Origin of the sequence: Rhodopseudomonas rhenobacensis (assembly GCF_014203125.1) — a bacterium.
Lineage (GTDB): Bacteria > Pseudomonadota > Alphaproteobacteria > Rhizobiales > Xanthobacteraceae > Rhodopseudomonas_A > Rhodopseudomonas_A rhenobacensis.
The window spans coordinates 105,035-120,737 of the sequence record NZ_JACHIH010000012.1 but is presented as its reverse complement, the minus strand read 5'-3'; the positions used below and the strand labels follow the sequence as shown (position 1 = coordinate 120,737).

Sequence of the window (15,703 nt, the reverse complement as noted above, 5' to 3'; positions counted from 1 at the left end):
TGCGGACGCGTCACGCGTCCGGCGTTCCGCACGCCCTCGTCGCAAGAGGGCGGAACGTTCACCGCAAAACCCGGGCGCGCCGCGCCGCGGGAACGCGGAGGCATATCTGATGTCAGCAAAAGACGCCGGCTTCTTGTATTTCGGGGGCGTTGGCGCTAAAAGCCCGGCACGTCCGCAGCCCCCGCACCCCTGGAGGCTTGCTGCGCCGTGGAATAAGGGCCGCTTTGCGGCCTTTCGCATTTGAACCAGAGCCGTGTCTCGAATCCGCGCCGGTCCCCGGCGCGCTTGGAAACGGTTCACCTAAACAAGGACTTATACGATGGCGACCGTCAAGGAATTGAAGGCGACCGCGCGTCCGGCAGGCGGCAAGGGGGCCGCACGGGCAGAGCGTCGCGCCGGCCGAGTGCCCGGAGTGATCTATGGAGACAACAAGCCCCCGGTGACCATCTCGCTGGATGACACCGAACTGCGCGCCCGCATTCTGGCTGGCCGCTTCCTCACCACGATCTTCGACGTCGAGCTCGACGGCCAGAAGCATCGGGTGATTCCGCGCGACTTCCACCTCGATCCGGTGCGCGATTTCCCGATCCACGTCGACTTCCTGCGGCTCGGCGCCGGCGCCACCATCCGCGTCAGCGTTCCGCTGCATCTGAAGAACGCCGAAACCGCGCCGGGCGTGAAGCGCGGCGGCACCGTCAACATCGTCACCCACACCGTGGAGCTCGAAGCCGAAGCCGAGAGCATTCCGCAGTTCATCGAAGCCGACGTCGCCCAGCTCGACATCGGCGGCTCGCTGCATCTGTCGGACGTGGTGCTGCCGAAGGGCGTCAAGACGCTGTCGCGCGAGGACCTCACCCTGGTGACCATCGTGCCGCCGTCCGGCTACGCCGAAGAAGCCAAGGCGGCTGCGGCCGGTCCGGCGGCTGGCGCTGCTGCTCCGGCGGCGGCTGCGGCTGGTGCCAAGGCTCCGGCGGCCGGCGCCAAGGCGCCCGCGGCTGGTGCGAAGGCTCCGGCAGCAGCTCCGGCTGCGAAGAAGAAGTAAGGCGGCACGGACCGCCGCATCATGCGCCTGTTGGTGGGCCTCGGGAATCCTGGCGCGAAGTACCAGGGCAACCGGCACAATATCGGGTTCATGGTGCTCGACGAGATGGCGCGGCGTCATGGGTTCTCCCCATGGCGCCGTCGCTTTCAGGGCGAGACTGCGGACGGCAGCATCGGCGGCGAGCGCGTCACGCTGTTGAAGCCGCTCACTTACATGAACGACTCCGGCCGCGCGGTGCAGGACGCCGCGAGTTTCTTCAAGCTCGGCTTGCCCGATATCACCGTGCTGCACGACGAGATCGAACTGCCGGCGGCGAAACTGCGGGTCAAGGTCGGCGGCGGCATCGCCGGGCACAACGGGCTGCGCTCGATTTCGGCGCATGTCGGCAACGACTATCGGCGGGTGCGGATCGGCGTCGGCCACCCCGGCGCCAAGGAACTGGTGCACGGCCACGTGCTGAACGATTTCGCCAAAAGCGAGCGGCCGTGGGTCGAGGCGATGATCGAGGCGATCGTCGAGCACGCCGGAGCGCTGATCGAGGGCCGCGACTCCACGTTCCAGAACAAGGTGCATCTGGCGCTGCAGGCCAAGGGATTTTTGGACAAGAACGACGGGAGCGCTGCGTAGCGCGGCGCCGGTCGGAAGCAACGGATTTCAGGACAGGTCATGGGATTCAAATGCGGTATCGTCGGGCTGCCGAACGTCGGCAAGTCCACGCTGTTCAACGCGCTGACCGAAACCGCGGCGGCGCAGGCGGCGAACTATCCGTTCTGCACCATCGAGCCGAATGTCGGCGAGGTGGCGGTTCCGGATCCGCGGCTCGACAAATTGGCCGAGGTCGGCAAGTCGCAGCAGATCATCCCGACGCGGCTGACCTTCGTCGACATCGCCGGTCTGGTGAAGGGCGCCTCGAAGGGCGAAGGCCTCGGCAACCAGTTCCTCGCCACCATCCGCGAAACCGACGCCATCGCCCATGTGGTGCGTTGCTTCGTCGATGACGACATCACCCATGTCGAGGGCAAGATCGCGCCGATCAACGACATCGAGACCATCGAGACCGAGCTGATGCTGGCCGACCTCGAAAGCCTCGAGAAGCGCGTCGACAATTTGACCAAGAAGGCCAAGGGCAACGACAAGGACGCCAAGGAACAGCTCGAGCTGGTCAACCGCGCGCTGGTGCTGTTGCGCGACGGCCGGCCGGCGCGGTTTCTCGAGCGTAAGCCCGAGGAAGAACGCGCCTTCGGCATGCTCGGGCTTCTGACCTCGAAGCCGGTGCTCTACGTCTGCAACGTCGAGGAAGGCTCCGCCGCCGAGGGCAACGCGTTCTCGCAAGCCGTGATGGCGCGCGCCAAGGAAGAAGGCGCGGTCGCGGTGGTGATTTCCGCCAAGATCGAATCCGAGATCGCCACGCTGTCGCGCGCCGAGCGGGTGGATTTTCTCGATACGCTCGGGCTGCACGAAGCTGGGCTCGACCGGCTGATCCGCGCCGGCTACGAGCTGTTGCACCTGATCACCTATTTCACCGTCGGCCCGAAAGAGGCGCGCGCCTGGACCATCACCAAGGGCACCAAGGCGCCGCAGGCCGCAGCCGTGATCCACACCGATTTCGAAAAGGGCTTCATCCGCGCCGAGACCATCGCGTATGAGGACTACATTGCGTTCGGCGGCGAAGCCGGCGCCCGCGACAACGGCAAGCTCAGGCTGGAAGGCAAGGAATACGTCGTCGCCGATGGCGACGTGATGCATTTCCGGTTTAATACCTAAGCGGGGCGCTTCCGTGCCCCGGACGCCGGGGGCACGGAACTGATTGTTCGTAGGGGAATAGCGCTCCTCAGCGCAACTGCCCCTGATCGCGGATCGCGCCGAGGTGTTCGTTGATCCGGAACACGATCAGCACGAACTCCGCGACGATCCGCGAGAAAATGATCCCGACGACGACGCTGGCGATGCTGGACAGCACCAGGATGAAGCCGCCGAACGGGCTGACCGCCATCGCCGCCAGGCCGGAGAACACGCCGGAGATCCCGAACAGTATCGTGAGCACGATCACCAGCCAGTAGAACGTCTTGATGATCGTCGGCGTGATGAAACGGTCCCACTGGAACAAATCGCGAAACTCAAACATTCTGGTTCTCCCGGCCGGTGCATGCGAGGTCGCGGGCGGACGCCGGACGCGCGTGTTGCTGCTTGTGATCACTCCGAATAGCGGCCACAATCGGGCTCCCCGCCGGCATTCCTCAGCATGACCCTCAGCTTCGAAGATTTCACCCCCGGTCCTTTCGGCAGCTTCGGCCCGCGCCGCGTCAGCCGCGCCGAGATCATCGGCTTTGCGGCGGAGTTCGATCCGCAGCCGATGCATCTCGACGACGAGGCGGCCCGGCACAGCATGCTGGGCGGGCTGTCGGGCTCCGGCTGGCACCTCTGCGCGGTGATGATGCGGATGCTGGTCGACGGCTTTCTGTCGCGCAGCGCCACGCTCGGCTCGCCCGGCGTCGACGAGTTGCGCTGGATGTCGCCGCTGCGGCCCGACGACGAATTGACGCTCGACATCGAGGTGCTGCGCAGCCGGGTCTCCAACAGCCGGCCGGACACCGGCATCGTCACCTTTGGCTGCCGGGTTCGCAACGCCTCCGGCCAGACCCTGCTCGAAGCGGTGACGCCGATCATCTTCAAGCGTCGCGCCCCGGCGGCGGCATAGGCGGGGGCAGCATGCAATTCTTCGAAGACCTCGTCGTCGGCCAGCGCCAGGAGCTCGGATCGTTCACCTTCACCGCCGAGCTGATCAAGGCGTTCGCGGCAGAGTTCGATCCGCAGCCCTTTCATCTCGACGAGGAGGCCGGGCGGGGCTCGCTGTTCGGCGGGCTCGCCGCCTCCGGCTGGCACGTCGGCGCGGTCGGCATGAAGCTGCTGGTCGCCGATGGCCAGCGCCAGGCCGCCGAGGCGCGGGCGCGCGGCGAAACCCCCGCGGTGTGGGGGCCGTCGCCGGGATTTCGCGAACTGCGCTGGATCAAGCCGGTATTGGCCGGCGACACCATCCGCTTCGCCACCGCGATCGAATCGCTGCGCACCTCGGAGACGCGGCCGCAATGGGGAATCGTGCAAGCCCGCCATACCGGGACGAATCAGCGCGACGAGCTGGTCTTCTCTTTCCTCGCCTCGGCTTTTGTGCCACGACGTGCCCCGGCGTCGTGACCGACCAAGGTCGTTGCGCCGAATCAACACTTTAATCAAATGCTATCCATTTCGCGGTTATCGCGAAGGGAACGGCTGCCCCGTTAACAAGTTGTGAACCTAGGACGGGCTTTGTGGGACTGAACGAGACGATGAACGAGATGGTGGGGACGACGATGGTGGCGGATCGGATGGGGCTGAAGATCGTGGGCTTCGTGTTTGCGACCATTACGCTGGCGGTGATGATCACCACCGGTATGGTGGTGAAGGGCTACGCCGACGGCGCGTATTCGCTGGAAGTGCCGGCTCGGGTGAGCCACCGCTGATCGACCACCTGTTCGCACGGCGAACAGGATCGTGCGAGATTATCTGCGAGACTGAAATGGCCGGGCTTTGTCCCGGCCATTCGCGTTTTGGGAGGAATTAAAGTCGATGCCGCGAGCCGTTGGCCAGCCGGCATCACGGGCGTCAGTCGTGACGCAGATTGTCCGCGGTGCGCTTCCACTGCGCGACGTTGTCGGCGATCATCCGGGTCGATTTCATCGCCGCCTGGCTGAGTTGCGCATAACCCGAAATCTCCCGCTGCACCCGCTGGCCTTCGGAATGCAGCAGATCGCGCAGCGCTTCGAGTTCGGAAACCAGATTTTCGATCTCGGTCAGCGATGTGCCGGCGACGCGCTGGATCAGCGAATTGACGTTGTTGACGGTGGCCTCGGCGCTGGCGTCGATCGGCGGCTCGCCGCCGAGCAGACCGGGCGTCGGCCGGCGCAGATAGGCGACGTCGTTGCGCACGAAGTCGCGGATGCCGGCTTCGACTTCGGACACTGCGGCGAGATTGCCGTCGACCTCGGCATTTTCGATCTTGTCTGGCGTGGCGATCATCGGCTGTTCCCCTGTTGCGTTGAGCGGCGTTGTCCCCCGCACGATGTCATTGCTCCATCATGCCGCGCATTTTGGCCGCAGCGCGGCCAATCTGCGGCGGCGCCTCGGTCATTCGAAGGAGCGGTTAACGTCGGCGATGTCGCGATCACGCGGTCTGCGGCAATTCGATCGGATGCCCGAGCACCTGTTCGACCATGTCGAAGGTGTCGATCACGACCCGCATGCTGACCAGCCGCTCGGCCTTGAACTGGGCGAAATGCGCCAGCCGCAGGCTGATCGGCTTGTTGGAGTCGAGCGCGGTCAGCGAATAGCGGATCATCGAGGCCGCAGTGTCCACACCGAGCATCACCGCTTCACGATCGAAGCGATGGACGCGAATGTTGTCGGCGACCTGGCGGCAGACGTCGAGCACTTCCAGCTTGCCGCGCCGCTGCCCGAAAAACGGGAACAGGTCGATCGGGCCATACATCCGCCAATCGACGTCGTCATCAAGTAACGGCGCAAGGACTTCGAATTGGCGTTCGTTAAGGGCACGATGCAACGCGCGCGAAAAACGCCAGAGACTGTGCTCTGTCATCTGATCTCGTTTCTAATACTGGATCTCAAATCAGCAGTAGTGCTCTGGGAGTCGTTCTGACGTCCGCACCGAAATGCTGCGCTCTCAATTGACACCTCAACTAATGTCAATCGCCGAAATTGCAATGGGTTTTGTTAAGGTCTTCCCACGGCAAAATCGTGGCGGTAATTGGTATCAGCGCGTATCGGGTAGCGTGCGGGAGATTAGTACTCGCGTTCGTTCAGCGGGCGTTGCTCGATGCGTAGCTCGCCGTCGCCGATCGCGATCACGCCGAACACCACCGCGCCACCGATCGCGCCGACGACCGCTCCGAGCGGCATCAGGGTAAAGAATACCAGCGTGCTCTCGGACTCCTGCGAACTGTTCATCAGTTCGGTCCAGACGAGGCCGATTCCGATCCCGGCTGCGGCGCCGGCGAGCAGACCAAGCAGCAACCCCAGCGCCGCCAGCAGCGCGATTTTCATCGTCATACGAGCTCGCAAATGATCCCCGTCGGGGATTGGTCGCGGCAGCCGCCGAAAGGTTCAACGGCTGCCGCGTCGGGGCCGTGGGCTACAGCGCCGGACCGATCGTGACGTTGAGCGTGCCGATGCCGTCGACGCCGCAGGCGATGACGTCGCCGGGTTGCAACGCCGCGACCCCGGCCGGCGTGCCGGTCATGATGATGTCGCCGGCGCCGAGCGCCACCTGCTGGGACAGTTTCGCGATGATCTCCGGCACGTTCCAGATCATCTGCGCCAGATCGCCGCCCTGCCGCTCGGTGCCGTTCACCGACAGCCAGATCCGGCCCGTGGTCGGATGGCCGATGGTCGCGGCCGGCACCAGCGCGCCGCACGGCGCCGACTGATCGAACGACTTGCCGATCTCCCAGGGCTGTTCCTTCTTGCGCGAGGCCTGCTGCAGGTCGCGCCGGGTGAGGTCGATGCCGACGCCGTAGCCGTACACGCAGTCCAGCGCCCGCTCGGCGGCGATGTTGAGGCCGCCGCTCTGCAGCGCCACCACCAGCTCGACCTCGTGATGCATGTCCTTGGTGAGCGGCGGATAAGGAATCGTGACGCCGTCCGGCGCGATCATGTCGGCGTGCTTGGCGAAGAAGAACGGCGGCTGCCGTTCGTCGTTGCCCATCTCGCGGACGTGCTCGAGGTAGTTGCGCCCGACGCACCAGATCCGCCGCACCGGAAAGCCCCGGCTGTCGCCGCTGACGGCGAGGGTGGGCTGCGCGGGGGCGGGGATCACGGTGGACGATGCGGTCATGCTGGGGCTTTCGATGCGGGACAGGATCAGGCGAGCGCGACGCGATCGCCGGCGGACGACGGTGAATTACGCCGATGCAGCGATCGGCAGCACCGGCGTGGCCTCGCGGTGTTGCAGCCGGAAGAACGAGGCGTAGCGGCCGTCGCGCCGCAGCAGATCGTCGTGGCGGCCGCGTTCGACGATCTCGCCGCCCTCGATCACCAGGATGGCGTCGGCATTCATGATGGTGTGCAGCCGGTGCGCGATCACGATGGTGGTGCGGTTCTGGCACAACTTGTCGATCGCGGCCTGCACCAGCTTTTCGGATTCCGAATCCAGCGCCGCGGTGGCCTCGTCGAGCAGGATGATCGGCGCGTTCTTCACCAACGCACGGGCGATCGCGACCCGCTGGCGCTGGCCGCCGGATAGTTGGGTGCCGTGCTCGCCGACCGGGGTATCGTAGCCGAGCGGGAAGCTCATGATGAAATCATGCGCGCTGGCGGCCTTCGCGGCGGCGATGATTTCCTCGTCGGTAGCGCCGATCTTGCCGAACGCGATGTTGCCGCGAATGGTGTCGCGGAACAGATAGACGTCCTGGCCGACATAGGCGGTCTGCTGCCGCAGCGAGCGGCGCGACACCGACTGGATCGACTGGCCGTCGATCAGGATCTCGCCGCTCTGATACTCGTAGAGCCGCAGCAGCAGCGACAGCACGGTGGACTTGCCGCCGCCGGAGGGGCCGACCAGCGCGGTGACCTTGCCGGGTTCGGTGACGAAGCTCATATGCGACAGCACCGGCTCGTTGGGCCGGTAGCCGAAGTTGACGTCGCGCAGTTCGACGCGCGCTTCGCTGAGTTGCAGCGCCGGCTTGCCGCTGTCGTCGGGCTCCGAGGCCGGACTGTCGACGATTTCGAGCAGCATCTTGGCGCCGACCAGGCTCGAATTGAGCTCGATGTTGAGCCGCGCCAGCCGCTTCGCGGGCTCGTAGGCCAAAAGGAACGCGGTGAGGAACGAGAAGAACTGACCGGGCGTGGCGCCCATCGCCACCACGCGGTAGCCGCCATACATCAGCGAGGCGGCGATCGCGACGCCGCCCAGTGTTTCCATCAGCGGGCTGGAGCGGTTGGAGACCTTCGCCATCTTGTCGGCGGTGGCCTGCACCGCTGTGATGTTGGCGTCGATGCGATCGCGCATGGTCTGTTCCAGCGTGAACGCCTTGACGGTGCGGATGCCTTGCAAGCTTTCCTGCATGGTCTCCAGGATATCGGCATTGCCGGTGAACTGGTTGTGGGCGAGGCCCTTGATCCGGCGCACCAGCTTGCGGATCACCAGTAGCGCCGGCGGCGCGATCAGGAAGCCGAACAACGCCATGAACGGGTCCTGCATCACCATCACGGTGACGAGAGCGATCAGCGACAGCAGATCGCGGCCGACCGCGTTGATCAGCAGGCTCAGCACCTGGGTGACCGAATTGGCGCCGGCCGACAGCCGCGCCAGAAATTCCGAGGAATGGCGGTCGGAAAAGAAACCGACGCTCTCGCTCATCAGCTTGGCGAATAGCCGGCGCTGATTGTTGGCGAGGATGGCGTTGCTGATCTGCGACAGGATCACGGTCTGGCCGTAGGTCGCAGCGCCCTTCATGGTGAAGATCACCACGGTGATGATCGACAGCACGGCGATGTCGTGCACGTTGCGATCGACATAGGCCTTGTTGATCACCTCGCCGAGCAGGTACGCCGACAGCGCGGTGGCGGCGGCGGCGACCGCCATCATGCCGAATGCCATCAGATAGCGGCGCCAGTACACCGCGCCCTGTTCCATCACCAGGCGGCGGATCAGAATCATCGCGCCATAGGGATCGTCGGTTATCTTGCGTGGAGGTTCGGTCATCCGCGGTCCATCTGACGGCCAAGCAGCAAACGCCCGGGCGATCGCCGCGAACGCTCGCCTCCTTGCCCCCGATGGCGGGTTTTTTCAAGCCAATTCCGGGTTGTTGTCCGATGTCCGTCGGAGCCCGAGCGGACCCGTCACGAAGAAAAACGGGCTGTGGGCTCACGCCGTCACAGCCGAGGCTGCTAACGTTGTCGTGTCCCGGGCGCGATGCGGCACGCAGTGCCGCTTCGCAGAACCGGGACCGTTACGAGGGAAGGCCTCTGGATTGTCACGGTTGGATTGCTGGGAAGGCCACGTTCCGTAACGGCCCCGGCTCTGCAGCGCACCACGCCGCAAGCGCGGCGCGATGCGCTGCGTCCGGGGCACGAGCAAGTGGGAGGAGCGTTGCGCTGCGTCCGGGGCACGCCTCGCGGCAGAAAAAGCACGCGTCTCGTTGGATAGTCAGGCCGACAGTGCCTGCTGCAGCGTGCCGTGGCGGTCGCGCAGCAGCTTCTCTTCCCAGGCCAGCGCATGGGCCGCGATGGTGTCGAGATCGTCGTAGCGCGGGGTCCAGTCCAGCGTCGCACGCATCCGCGTGGTGTCGGCGACCATGGTCATGATGTCGCCGAGCCGGCGCGCGGCGGCCTGAACCGCGAAATTCCGCCCCGACACCCGCCGCACCGCGTCGATGGTCTCGAGCACGGAATAGCCGCGGCCATAGCCGCAATTCAGCGTCACCGGCGCGCCGCCCTGGCGCAGATAGGCCAAGGCCGCGCGATGCGCCTGCGCCAGATCGCTGACATGGATGAAATCGCGAATGCAGCTGCCGTCCGGGGTGGGATAGTCGGTGCCGAACACGTCGATCTTGGGGCGCTGGCCGGAGGCAGCCTCGACCGCGATCTTCAACAGGTGGGTGGCGCCGAGCGTGGCGAGGCCGATGCGGGCCTGCGGATCGGCGCCGGCGACGTTGAAATAGCGCAGCACGACGTAGCTGATGCCGTGCGCGGCGGCGGTGTCGTGCAGCATGATTTCGCTCATCAGCTTCGACGAGCCATAGGGCGACAGCGGCCGGGTCGGCGCCTGTTCGGGCACCGGCACCCGCTCGGGATTGCCGTACACCGCCGCGGTCGACGAGAAGATGAAGCGCGGCACGCCGCATTTCACCGCGACGGCGAGCAGGTTGCGGGTGGTCATGGTGTTGTTCTGATAGTAGCCGAGCGGATCGCGCATCGAGGCCGGAACCACGACGGAGCCGGCGAAATGGATGATGGCGTTGACGCCATGGGCGGCGATCACGCCCTCGACCAGGTTCTCGTCGCCGGCGTCGCCGATGAACAGCGGCACGCCCTGCGGCAGCATCGCGGAAAACCCGCTCGACAGATTGTCGATCACGACGACGTTCTCGCCGGCTTCGACCAGCGCGAGCACCATATGACTTCCGATGTAGCCGGCACCGCCGGTAACAAGCACTGTCATCAGGTTATCCCCGTGAAAATTTCAAAGCCGCGCGCCACTGCCACGCGAGGCTCAGCATAAATTCTCGCCGAACGGTGCAAGAGCGGTATATCGCTGCCAATCATGGCCGCGTTTGCCGACGAATACTTTCGGGAATCGACTTTATGGTTGCCAAACTGTAACGAGAACCGTCGCTGTTTTCGGGACTCCATCCGGTTCCGCGGCAGCATTTGTAAGTGTGTAGTTCATGGCGTCGATGACAGGCATTCTCTTGATCAAAACATCGTCACTCGGCGATGTGGTGCACCAGATGCCGGCCGTGACCGATGCCGTGCGGAACGATCCTGCCCTGCGGATCGCGTGGGTGGTGGAGGAGGCGTTTGCGCCTCTGGCCCGGCTGCATCCGGCGATTGCCGAGGTGATCCCGGTTGCAACGCGGCGCTGGCGCAAGCAGATTTTTCAGCGCTCGACCTGGCACGACGTCGCCGGCTTCGCCGCCCGCCTGCGCGAGTCGGATTTCGACAAGGTGATCGACACCCAGGGCCTGATCCGTTCGGCGCTGATGGCGCTGGTCGCCAGCGGCGAGCGCCACGGCTACGACGCCCGCAGCATTCGCGAACCGCTTGCCGCGCGGTTCTATGACGTGACTCATCCCGTAAGCCGCACGCTGCACGCGGTGATGCGCAATCGGCTGTTGACCGGGCTGGCGCTGGGTTATCAGCCGGAGGGGGCGGTCGAGTACGGCTTGCAGCGGCCGCCGCGCAACGACGCAGTGCCCTATGCGGTGCTGCTGCACGGCACCTCGCGGCTGGCGAAGGAATGGCCGGAAGCCGACTGGATCGCGCTCGGCACGGCGCTGCAGCGGCGCGGCATCGAGGCGGTGCTGCCGTGGGGCTCGGAGGCCGAGCGGCTGCGCAGCGAGCGGCTGGCCGCGGCGATTCCCGGCAGCCGGGTGCTGCCGCGACAGCCGCTCGACGGCACCGCCAAGGTGATTGCGGGGGCCGCGATCGTGGTTGGTGTCGATACCGGGCTGCTGCATCTCGCCGCGGCCTACCGCGTGCCGCTGGTGGCGATTTTCATCAGCACCGATCCCGGCCTGACCGGGCCGGTCGGCTCCGGGCCGATGACGGTGGTGGGCGGCAAGGCCGGCGCGCCGTCGGCGCCGCAGGCGATCGCCGCGGCCGAGCGGTTGCTGGATCAGCCGGCGGCGGAGGATTTGCCGAGCAGCTGAGCGACGAAGCCGTCGAGATCGCCGCCCGCGAACAGATGACCGGGGATGCCAGCGGCGTTTGCGGCCTCGATGTCGATCGCGCTGTCGCCAATCACGAACGAGCCGTCGCGGATCACCGGCCAGGACGCCATCAGGTCGAGGATCATCCCAGGCTGCGGCTTGCGGTGCTCGCTTTGCCGGCGATAGGCCGCGACCACGCCGTCCGGGTGATACGGGCAGTAGCGGATGTCGTCGATCCGGGCGTTCTGGCTGCGCAATTCGCCAAGCATCCAGCGATGCAGCGCCTCGACGTCGGCTTCGGAAAACATGCCGCGGGCGACGCCGGACTGGTTGGAGATCAGGAAAACGAAATAGCCGGCGTCGTTGAGCCGGCGGATCGCCGCGGCGACGCCGGGCATCCAGCGGAAACGCTCGCGGGTGCCGACGTAATGGTCGTTGTAATTGATGACGCCATCGCGATCGAGAAACGCCGCGGGTTTTGGCGCGACGCCATTCATGGCTGCGCCGCCGGCAGACCGGCGGCCGCGAGCGCGCGAAACGCGGCATCGGTGACGTCGCCGGCCGCAATGTCGCGCATGCACTTGTGATGCACCATGCGGCAGGTCGGCTTATGGCAGGGCCGGCACGGCACATCGGTCTTGGTTTCGATCACCGCGGTGATCGGATTGAGCGGCGCGTAATGCCAGGCGCTGGTCGGGCCGAAAATCCCGATGGTCGGCGTACCGATCGCGGCCGAGACGTGCAACAGCCCGGAATCGTTGGAGATCACCAGATCGGCGGCAGCCAAGGCGAGAATGCCGTCGCGCAGATCGGTGCCGGTGAGGTCGCGGGACTGAGGCCCAGCGGCGGCGACGATCGCCTCGGCCAGCGGCTTTTCGCCGGGACCGCCGATCACCCAGACCTCATAGCCCTGCGCGGTGAGCGCTCTCGCGGCCTCCGGATAATAGCTCCAGCGCTTGGAGGGGCCGACCGCGCCCGGCGCCAGCGCCACCACGGTGCGTTCGCCGAGCCCGCGGGCGTGCCGCCAGCGGGCGATCTCGTCGGCGGGCACCTTGAGCTGCGGCTCGGGCCAGTCCATCGGCAATTTGATACCGGCTGGCAGCGCCAGCGCGGCGCAGCGGTCGATCATCCGTGGCAGCGCGCGTTCGCCGCGGCGCCAGTCGTTCAGCAGGCCAAAGCGGACCTCACCGATGAAGCCGGTGCGTTGCGGGATGCCGGCGAGCCAGGGCGCGATGGTGGATTTGAAGGTGCGGGGCATCACCAACGAGGCGCCGTATTGCTCGGCGCTGAGGCGGGCGGCCAACGCCCGCTGCTGGGCGAGCGCGAGTTGGCCGCGCGGCAGGTCCCAGACGATGCCCTGGCGCACGCCGGGCATGTAATCGAGCAGCGGCGCGCACAGCTTGGTGGTCAGCACGTCGACCGGACGGTCCGGCCAGCGGTCCTTGAGTACCCGCACCACGGTATGGCAGCGCACGAAATCGCCGATCCACATATAGGGGACCAGCAGCACCGGGCTGGTTGCGGAACGATCCTGGGCCTGGGCCAATCCCGCTAACAATGAAGCGTAATTCATTATTTATGGATCCAGGCTCGGGCGCGCGGGAGAGGTAAGCCTGCCCGATAGCGCCTCTGCCGCCGGCCGTCCAGCCGGGATTTCGTCATGTGCCTGCCGCCGCGGGCGGCGCCGGCTCGGGTTGCCTGCGGCCGCGGACTGAGGCAAACCTGCGGCACTCAAGTTCCGAATTCACGTCAGGACAATGCATGCTGCTGGTGACCGGGGGGGCCGGTTTTATCGGATCGAATGTCGTGGCCGCGCTGAACGACGCCGGTCGCGCCGACGTCGCGGTGTGCGACGTGCTCGGCCATGACGGCAAATGGAAGAATCTGGCCAAGCGCCAGCTCGCGGATGTCGTGCCGCCCGGCGAGCTGATGGCCTGGCTGCAGGGCCGAAGGCTCGACGCCATCATCCACATGGGCGCGATCTCGGAGACCACCGCGACCGACGGCGACCTGGTGATCGAGACCAATTTCCGGCTCTCGATGCGGCTGTTGGACTGGTGCACCGCCAACCACGTGCCGCTGATCTATGCCTCGTCGGCCTCGACCTATGGCGACGGCGAGCAGGGCTTCAAGGACGACCAGTCCGTCGCCGCGCTGAAACAGCTGCGGCCGATGAATCTCTACGGCTGGAGCAAGCATCTGTTCGATCTCGCGGTGGCCGAGCGTGCCGCGCGCGGCGAACGGCTGCCGCCGCAATGGGCCGGGCTGAAGTTCTTCAACGTGTTCGGCCCCAACGAATATCACAAGGGCAGCATGATGAGCGTGCTGGCCAAGCGGTTCGACGACGTCAAATCCGGCCGCGTGGTGCAATTGTTCAAGTCGCACCGCGCCGGCATCGCAGACGGCGACCAGCGCCGCGACTTCATCTATGTCGACGACGTGGTGCGGGTGATGATCTGGCTGCTGGCGACGCCGTCGGTCAGCGGCATCTTCAACGTCGGCACCGGCCACGCCCGCAGTTTCCGCGACCTGATCCTGTCGGCCTATGCGGCGCTCGGCGCCAAGCCCAACATCGAATATATCGACATGCCGGAAAGCATTCGCGGCAGCTACCAATACTTCACCGAGAGCGAAGGCGAACGGCTGCGCGGCGCCGGCTACAATGGCGGCTTCACCGCGCTGGAAGACGCGGTGGCGCACTACGTCAAGGGTTTCCTCGACGCCGAGGACCGCTTCCGGTGACCACAACGGGATATTTGCGCTGATGCTCGACTTCGAAGCGGTGTTGCCTGCGATCGGCCGCCAGACCGTGCTGTGCGTCGGCGACCTGATGCTCGACGAATTCGTCTATGGCGAGGTGTCGCGGATCTCGCCCGAAGCGCCGGCGCCGGTGATCGCCGTGCAGCGCAGCGAGATCAACGTCGGCGGCGCCGGCAACGTCGCGCGCAATATCGCAGCGCTCGGCGCGCGCTGCATCTTCGTGGGCCTGATCGGCGACGACGACGCCGGCCGAATGCTGAGCGCGGCGCTGACCGCGGAGCCGCTGATCGAGCCGGTGCTGGTCTGCGACGAGAGCCGGCCGACCACCCGCAAGGTGCGTTTCGTGTCGGCGCATTTTTCCACCCACATGCTGCGCGCCGATTGGGAGATCGCGGCACCCGCGTCGCTCACGGTGGAGCAGGAACTAATCGATGCGATCCTGCAGCACCTGCCGGCGGCCGATATCGTGCTGCTGTCGGACTACGCCAAGGGCGTGCTGACCTCCAGGTTGATCCGCGACGTGATCGACGCCGCGCGCAAGCTCGGCAAGCGGGTGATCGTCGACCCGAAGAGCCCGAACTTCGCGCTGTATCGCGGCGCCACGCTGCTCACCCCGAACCGCAAGGAATTCGCCGAGGCGACGCGCAGCCGGGCCGACAGCCAGGCCGAAATCGCCGCGAGCGCGCGTGAGGCGATCGCGAGCGCGCAGTGCGAGGCGATCCTGGTGACGCAAAGCGAGCAGGGCATGACGCTGGTGCCGCGCGACGGCGAGGCGATCCATGTTCCGGCGCATCCGGTGAAGGTGCGCGACGTCTCCGGCGCCGGCGACACCGTGGCAGCGGTGCTGGCGGTGATGCTGGCGGCGGGCGCCGACTGGGACGTGGCGCTACGCGCCGCCAATGCCGGCGCCGCGGTGGCGGTCTCCAAGAACGGCACCGCCAGCGTCACACTCGGCGAACTGCGCCGCAAGGTGCTGCCGCCGGCTTCGCTTGCGGCTGAAGAGAAAATCATCGCCGCCGGCGGCGACCTCGGACCGCAATTGGCGGAATGGCGCGGCCAGGGGCTGCGGATCGGCTTCACCAATGGCTGCTTCGACATTCTGCATCCCGGCCACGTCAAGGTGCTGACCGCGGCGCGCGGCGCCTGTGACCGGCTGATCGTCGGGCTGAACAGCGACGCCTCCGTGAAGCGCCTGAAGGGGCCGACCCGTCCGGTGCAGGATGAACGTGCTCGCGCCGAGGTGCTGGCGGCGCTGGAGGCGGTCGATCTGGTGGTGATCTTCGAGGAAGACACGCCCTTGCAACTGATCACCCGGATCGTGCCGAGCGTGCTGGTGAAGGGCGGCGACTACACCCGTGAGCAGGTGGTGGGCCACGAGATCGTCGCGGCGCAGGGCGGCGAGGTGGTGCTGATCGACATCCTGCCCGGCCACTCGACGACCTCGCTGGTGGCGCGCGCGCAGAACGGCAAAGCGTGAGCG

Annotated in this window: 18 protein-coding genes; 9 read left to right on the top strand and 9 right to left on the bottom strand. The window is 66.2% G+C overall.

From position 1 onward, the window contains the following. Positions 1-319: 319 nt before the first annotated feature. From HNR60_RS11710 to ychF, 3 genes are read left to right on the top strand one after another with little or no spacing between them, the layout of a single operon-like run. On the top strand, positions 320-1,042 hold the full coding sequence (locus HNR60_RS11710; protein ID WP_184257597.1) for a 50S ribosomal protein L25/general stress protein Ctc: 723 nt from the start codon (positions 320-322) through the stop codon (positions 1,040-1,042). A gap of 21 nt (positions 1,043-1,063) precedes the next feature. Continuing rightward, positions 1,064-1,669 (top strand): aminoacyl-tRNA hydrolase, encoded by a 606-nt coding sequence (gene pth / locus HNR60_RS11705; RefSeq protein WP_184257596.1) that lies wholly within the window; start codon positions 1,064-1,066, stop codon positions 1,667-1,669. 39 nt (positions 1,670-1,708) lie between these two features. Next, positions 1,709-2,806, top strand: a complete 1,098-nt coding sequence (gene ychF / locus HNR60_RS11700) for a redox-regulated ATPase YchF (RefSeq protein WP_184257594.1) — start codon at positions 1,709-1,711, stop codon at positions 2,804-2,806. 67 nt (positions 2,807-2,873) lie between these two features. Here the strand turns inward: ychF and HNR60_RS11695 are convergent, their stop codons facing one another. Next, positions 2,874-3,167, bottom strand: a complete 294-nt coding sequence (locus HNR60_RS11695) for a DUF4282 domain-containing protein (protein WP_184257592.1) — start codon at positions 3,165-3,167, stop codon at positions 2,874-2,876. Between the two features lie 117 nt (positions 3,168-3,284). Between HNR60_RS11695 and HNR60_RS11690 the strand changes: the two genes are divergently transcribed. From HNR60_RS11690 to HNR60_RS11680, 3 genes are all read left to right on the top strand, one after another. Then, complete coding sequence (locus tag HNR60_RS11690) at positions 3,285-3,740, top strand: MaoC family dehydratase (protein ID WP_184257590.1); 456 nt, start codon at positions 3,285-3,287, stop codon at positions 3,738-3,740. 11 nt (positions 3,741-3,751) lie between these two features. Beyond that, complete coding sequence (locus tag HNR60_RS11685; RefSeq protein WP_184257588.1) at positions 3,752-4,234, top strand: MaoC family dehydratase; 483 nt, start codon at positions 3,752-3,754, stop codon at positions 4,232-4,234. A 131-nt stretch (positions 4,235-4,365) separates the two neighbouring features. After that, positions 4,366-4,539, top strand: a complete 174-nt coding sequence (locus HNR60_RS11680) for a hypothetical protein (protein ID WP_184257614.1) — start codon at positions 4,366-4,368, stop codon at positions 4,537-4,539. A gap of 142 nt (positions 4,540-4,681) precedes the next feature. Here the strand turns inward: HNR60_RS11680 and HNR60_RS11675 are convergent, their stop codons facing one another. The 6 genes from HNR60_RS11675 to galE form a co-directional block, all read right to left on the bottom strand. Continuing rightward, positions 4,682-5,095: a hypothetical protein gene (locus tag HNR60_RS11675; protein WP_184257586.1), complete on the bottom strand. Its 414-nt coding sequence runs from the start codon at positions 5,093-5,095 to the stop codon at positions 4,682-4,684. Positions 5,096-5,240: 145 nt separating this feature from the next. Continuing rightward, positions 5,241-5,672: a nuclear transport factor 2 family protein gene (locus HNR60_RS11670; protein WP_184257584.1), complete on the bottom strand. Its 432-nt coding sequence runs from the start codon at positions 5,670-5,672 to the stop codon at positions 5,241-5,243. 203 nt (positions 5,673-5,875) lie between these two features. Then, entirely contained in the window at positions 5,876-6,142 is a 267-nt protein-coding gene (locus HNR60_RS11665; RefSeq protein ID WP_347339341.1) for a hypothetical protein, read from the bottom strand. Between the two features lie 82 nt (positions 6,143-6,224). Beyond that, positions 6,225-6,926, bottom strand: a complete 702-nt coding sequence (locus tag HNR60_RS11660; protein ID WP_184257582.1) for a fumarylacetoacetate hydrolase family protein — start codon at positions 6,924-6,926, stop codon at positions 6,225-6,227. A gap of 66 nt (positions 6,927-6,992) precedes the next feature. Beyond that, positions 6,993-8,795 (bottom strand): ABC transporter ATP-binding protein, encoded by a 1,803-nt coding sequence (locus HNR60_RS11655; RefSeq protein ID WP_184257580.1) that lies wholly within the window; start codon positions 8,793-8,795, stop codon positions 6,993-6,995. Positions 8,796-9,239: 444 nt separating this feature from the next. Then, complete coding sequence (galE, locus tag HNR60_RS11650) at positions 9,240-10,253, bottom strand: UDP-glucose 4-epimerase GalE (RefSeq protein ID WP_184257578.1); 1,014 nt, start codon at positions 10,251-10,253, stop codon at positions 9,240-9,242. 235 nt (positions 10,254-10,488) lie between these two features. Here galE and waaC point away from each other — a divergent pair, with 235 nt between their 5' ends. Further along, on the top strand, positions 10,489-11,463 hold the full coding sequence (gene waaC / locus HNR60_RS11645; RefSeq protein WP_184257610.1) for a lipopolysaccharide heptosyltransferase I: 975 nt from the start codon (positions 10,489-10,491) through the stop codon (positions 11,461-11,463). On the opposite strand, the gene HNR60_RS11640 is transcribed toward waaC, so the two are convergent. Further along, a complete protein-coding gene (locus HNR60_RS11640) occupies positions 11,430-11,960 on the bottom strand; it encodes a D-glycero-alpha-D-manno-heptose-1,7-bisphosphate 7-phosphatase (protein WP_184257576.1) in 531 nt (176 codons plus the stop codon). The two genes, waaC and HNR60_RS11640, sit on opposite strands and share 34 nt — an antisense overlap. Then, the gene (waaF, locus tag HNR60_RS11635) at positions 11,957-13,036 is read right to left on the bottom strand and encodes a lipopolysaccharide heptosyltransferase II (RefSeq protein ID WP_184257574.1); all 1,080 of its coding nucleotides are present in this window, start codon (positions 13,034-13,036) and stop codon (positions 11,957-11,959) included. Before waaF ends, HNR60_RS11640 begins: the two co-directional genes overlap by 4 nt. Before the next feature lie 188 nt (positions 13,037-13,224). Between waaF and rfaD the strand changes: the two genes are divergently transcribed. Beyond that, positions 13,225-14,205 (top strand): ADP-glyceromanno-heptose 6-epimerase, encoded by a 981-nt coding sequence (gene rfaD / locus HNR60_RS11630; protein WP_184257572.1) that lies wholly within the window; start codon positions 13,225-13,227, stop codon positions 14,203-14,205. A 22-nt stretch (positions 14,206-14,227) separates the two neighbouring features. After that, on the top strand, positions 14,228-15,700 hold the full coding sequence (gene rfaE1, locus HNR60_RS11625) for a D-glycero-beta-D-manno-heptose-7-phosphate kinase (protein WP_184257570.1): 1,473 nt from the start codon (positions 14,228-14,230) through the stop codon (positions 15,698-15,700). Positions 15,701-15,703 lie beyond the last annotated feature (3 nt).

Coding starts and splice junctions, on each gene's coding strand:
- rfaE1 (WP_184257570.1), top strand. CDS start 14,228: ATGCTCGACTTCGAAGCGGTGTTGCCTGCGATCGGCCGCCAGACCGTG.
- galE (WP_184257578.1), bottom strand. CDS start 10,253: ATGACAGTGCTTGTTACCGGCGGTGCCGGCTACATCGGAAGTCATATG.
- HNR60_RS11695 (WP_184257592.1), bottom strand. CDS start 3,167: ATGTTTGAGTTTCGCGATTTGTTCCAGTGGGACCGTTTCATCACGCCG.
- HNR60_RS11670 (WP_184257584.1), bottom strand. CDS start 5,672: ATGACAGAGCACAGTCTCTGGCGTTTTTCGCGCGCGTTGCATCGTGCC.
- HNR60_RS11660 (WP_184257582.1), bottom strand. CDS start 6,926: ATGACCGCATCGTCCACCGTGATCCCCGCCCCCGCGCAGCCCACCCTC.
- HNR60_RS11655 (WP_184257580.1), bottom strand. CDS start 8,795: ATGACCGAACCTCCACGCAAGATAACCGACGATCCCTATGGCGCGATG.
- HNR60_RS11690 (WP_184257590.1), top strand. CDS start 3,285: ATGACCCTCAGCTTCGAAGATTTCACCCCCGGTCCTTTCGGCAGCTTC.
- rfaD (WP_184257572.1), top strand. CDS start 13,225: ATGCTGCTGGTGACCGGGGGGGCCGGTTTTATCGGATCGAATGTCGTG.
- HNR60_RS11680 (WP_184257614.1), top strand. CDS start 4,366: ATGAACGAGATGGTGGGGACGACGATGGTGGCGGATCGGATGGGGCTG.
- HNR60_RS11675 (WP_184257586.1), bottom strand. CDS start 5,095: ATGATCGCCACGCCAGACAAGATCGAAAATGCCGAGGTCGACGGCAAT.
- HNR60_RS11710 (WP_184257597.1), top strand. CDS start 320: ATGGCGACCGTCAAGGAATTGAAGGCGACCGCGCGTCCGGCAGGCGGC.
- HNR60_RS11665 (WP_347339341.1), bottom strand. CDS start 6,142: ATGACGATGAAAATCGCGCTGCTGGCGGCGCTGGGGTTGCTGCTTGGT.
- HNR60_RS11685 (WP_184257588.1), top strand. CDS start 3,752: ATGCAATTCTTCGAAGACCTCGTCGTCGGCCAGCGCCAGGAGCTCGGA.
- pth (WP_184257596.1), top strand. CDS start 1,064: ATGCGCCTGTTGGTGGGCCTCGGGAATCCTGGCGCGAAGTACCAGGGC.
- waaF (WP_184257574.1), bottom strand. CDS start 13,036: ATGAATTACGCTTCATTGTTAGCGGGATTGGCCCAGGCCCAGGATCGT.
- HNR60_RS11640 (WP_184257576.1), bottom strand. CDS start 11,960: ATGAATGGCGTCGCGCCAAAACCCGCGGCGTTTCTCGATCGCGATGGC.
- ychF (WP_184257594.1), top strand. CDS start 1,709: ATGGGATTCAAATGCGGTATCGTCGGGCTGCCGAACGTCGGCAAGTCC.
- waaC (WP_184257610.1), top strand. CDS start 10,489: ATGACAGGCATTCTCTTGATCAAAACATCGTCACTCGGCGATGTGGTG.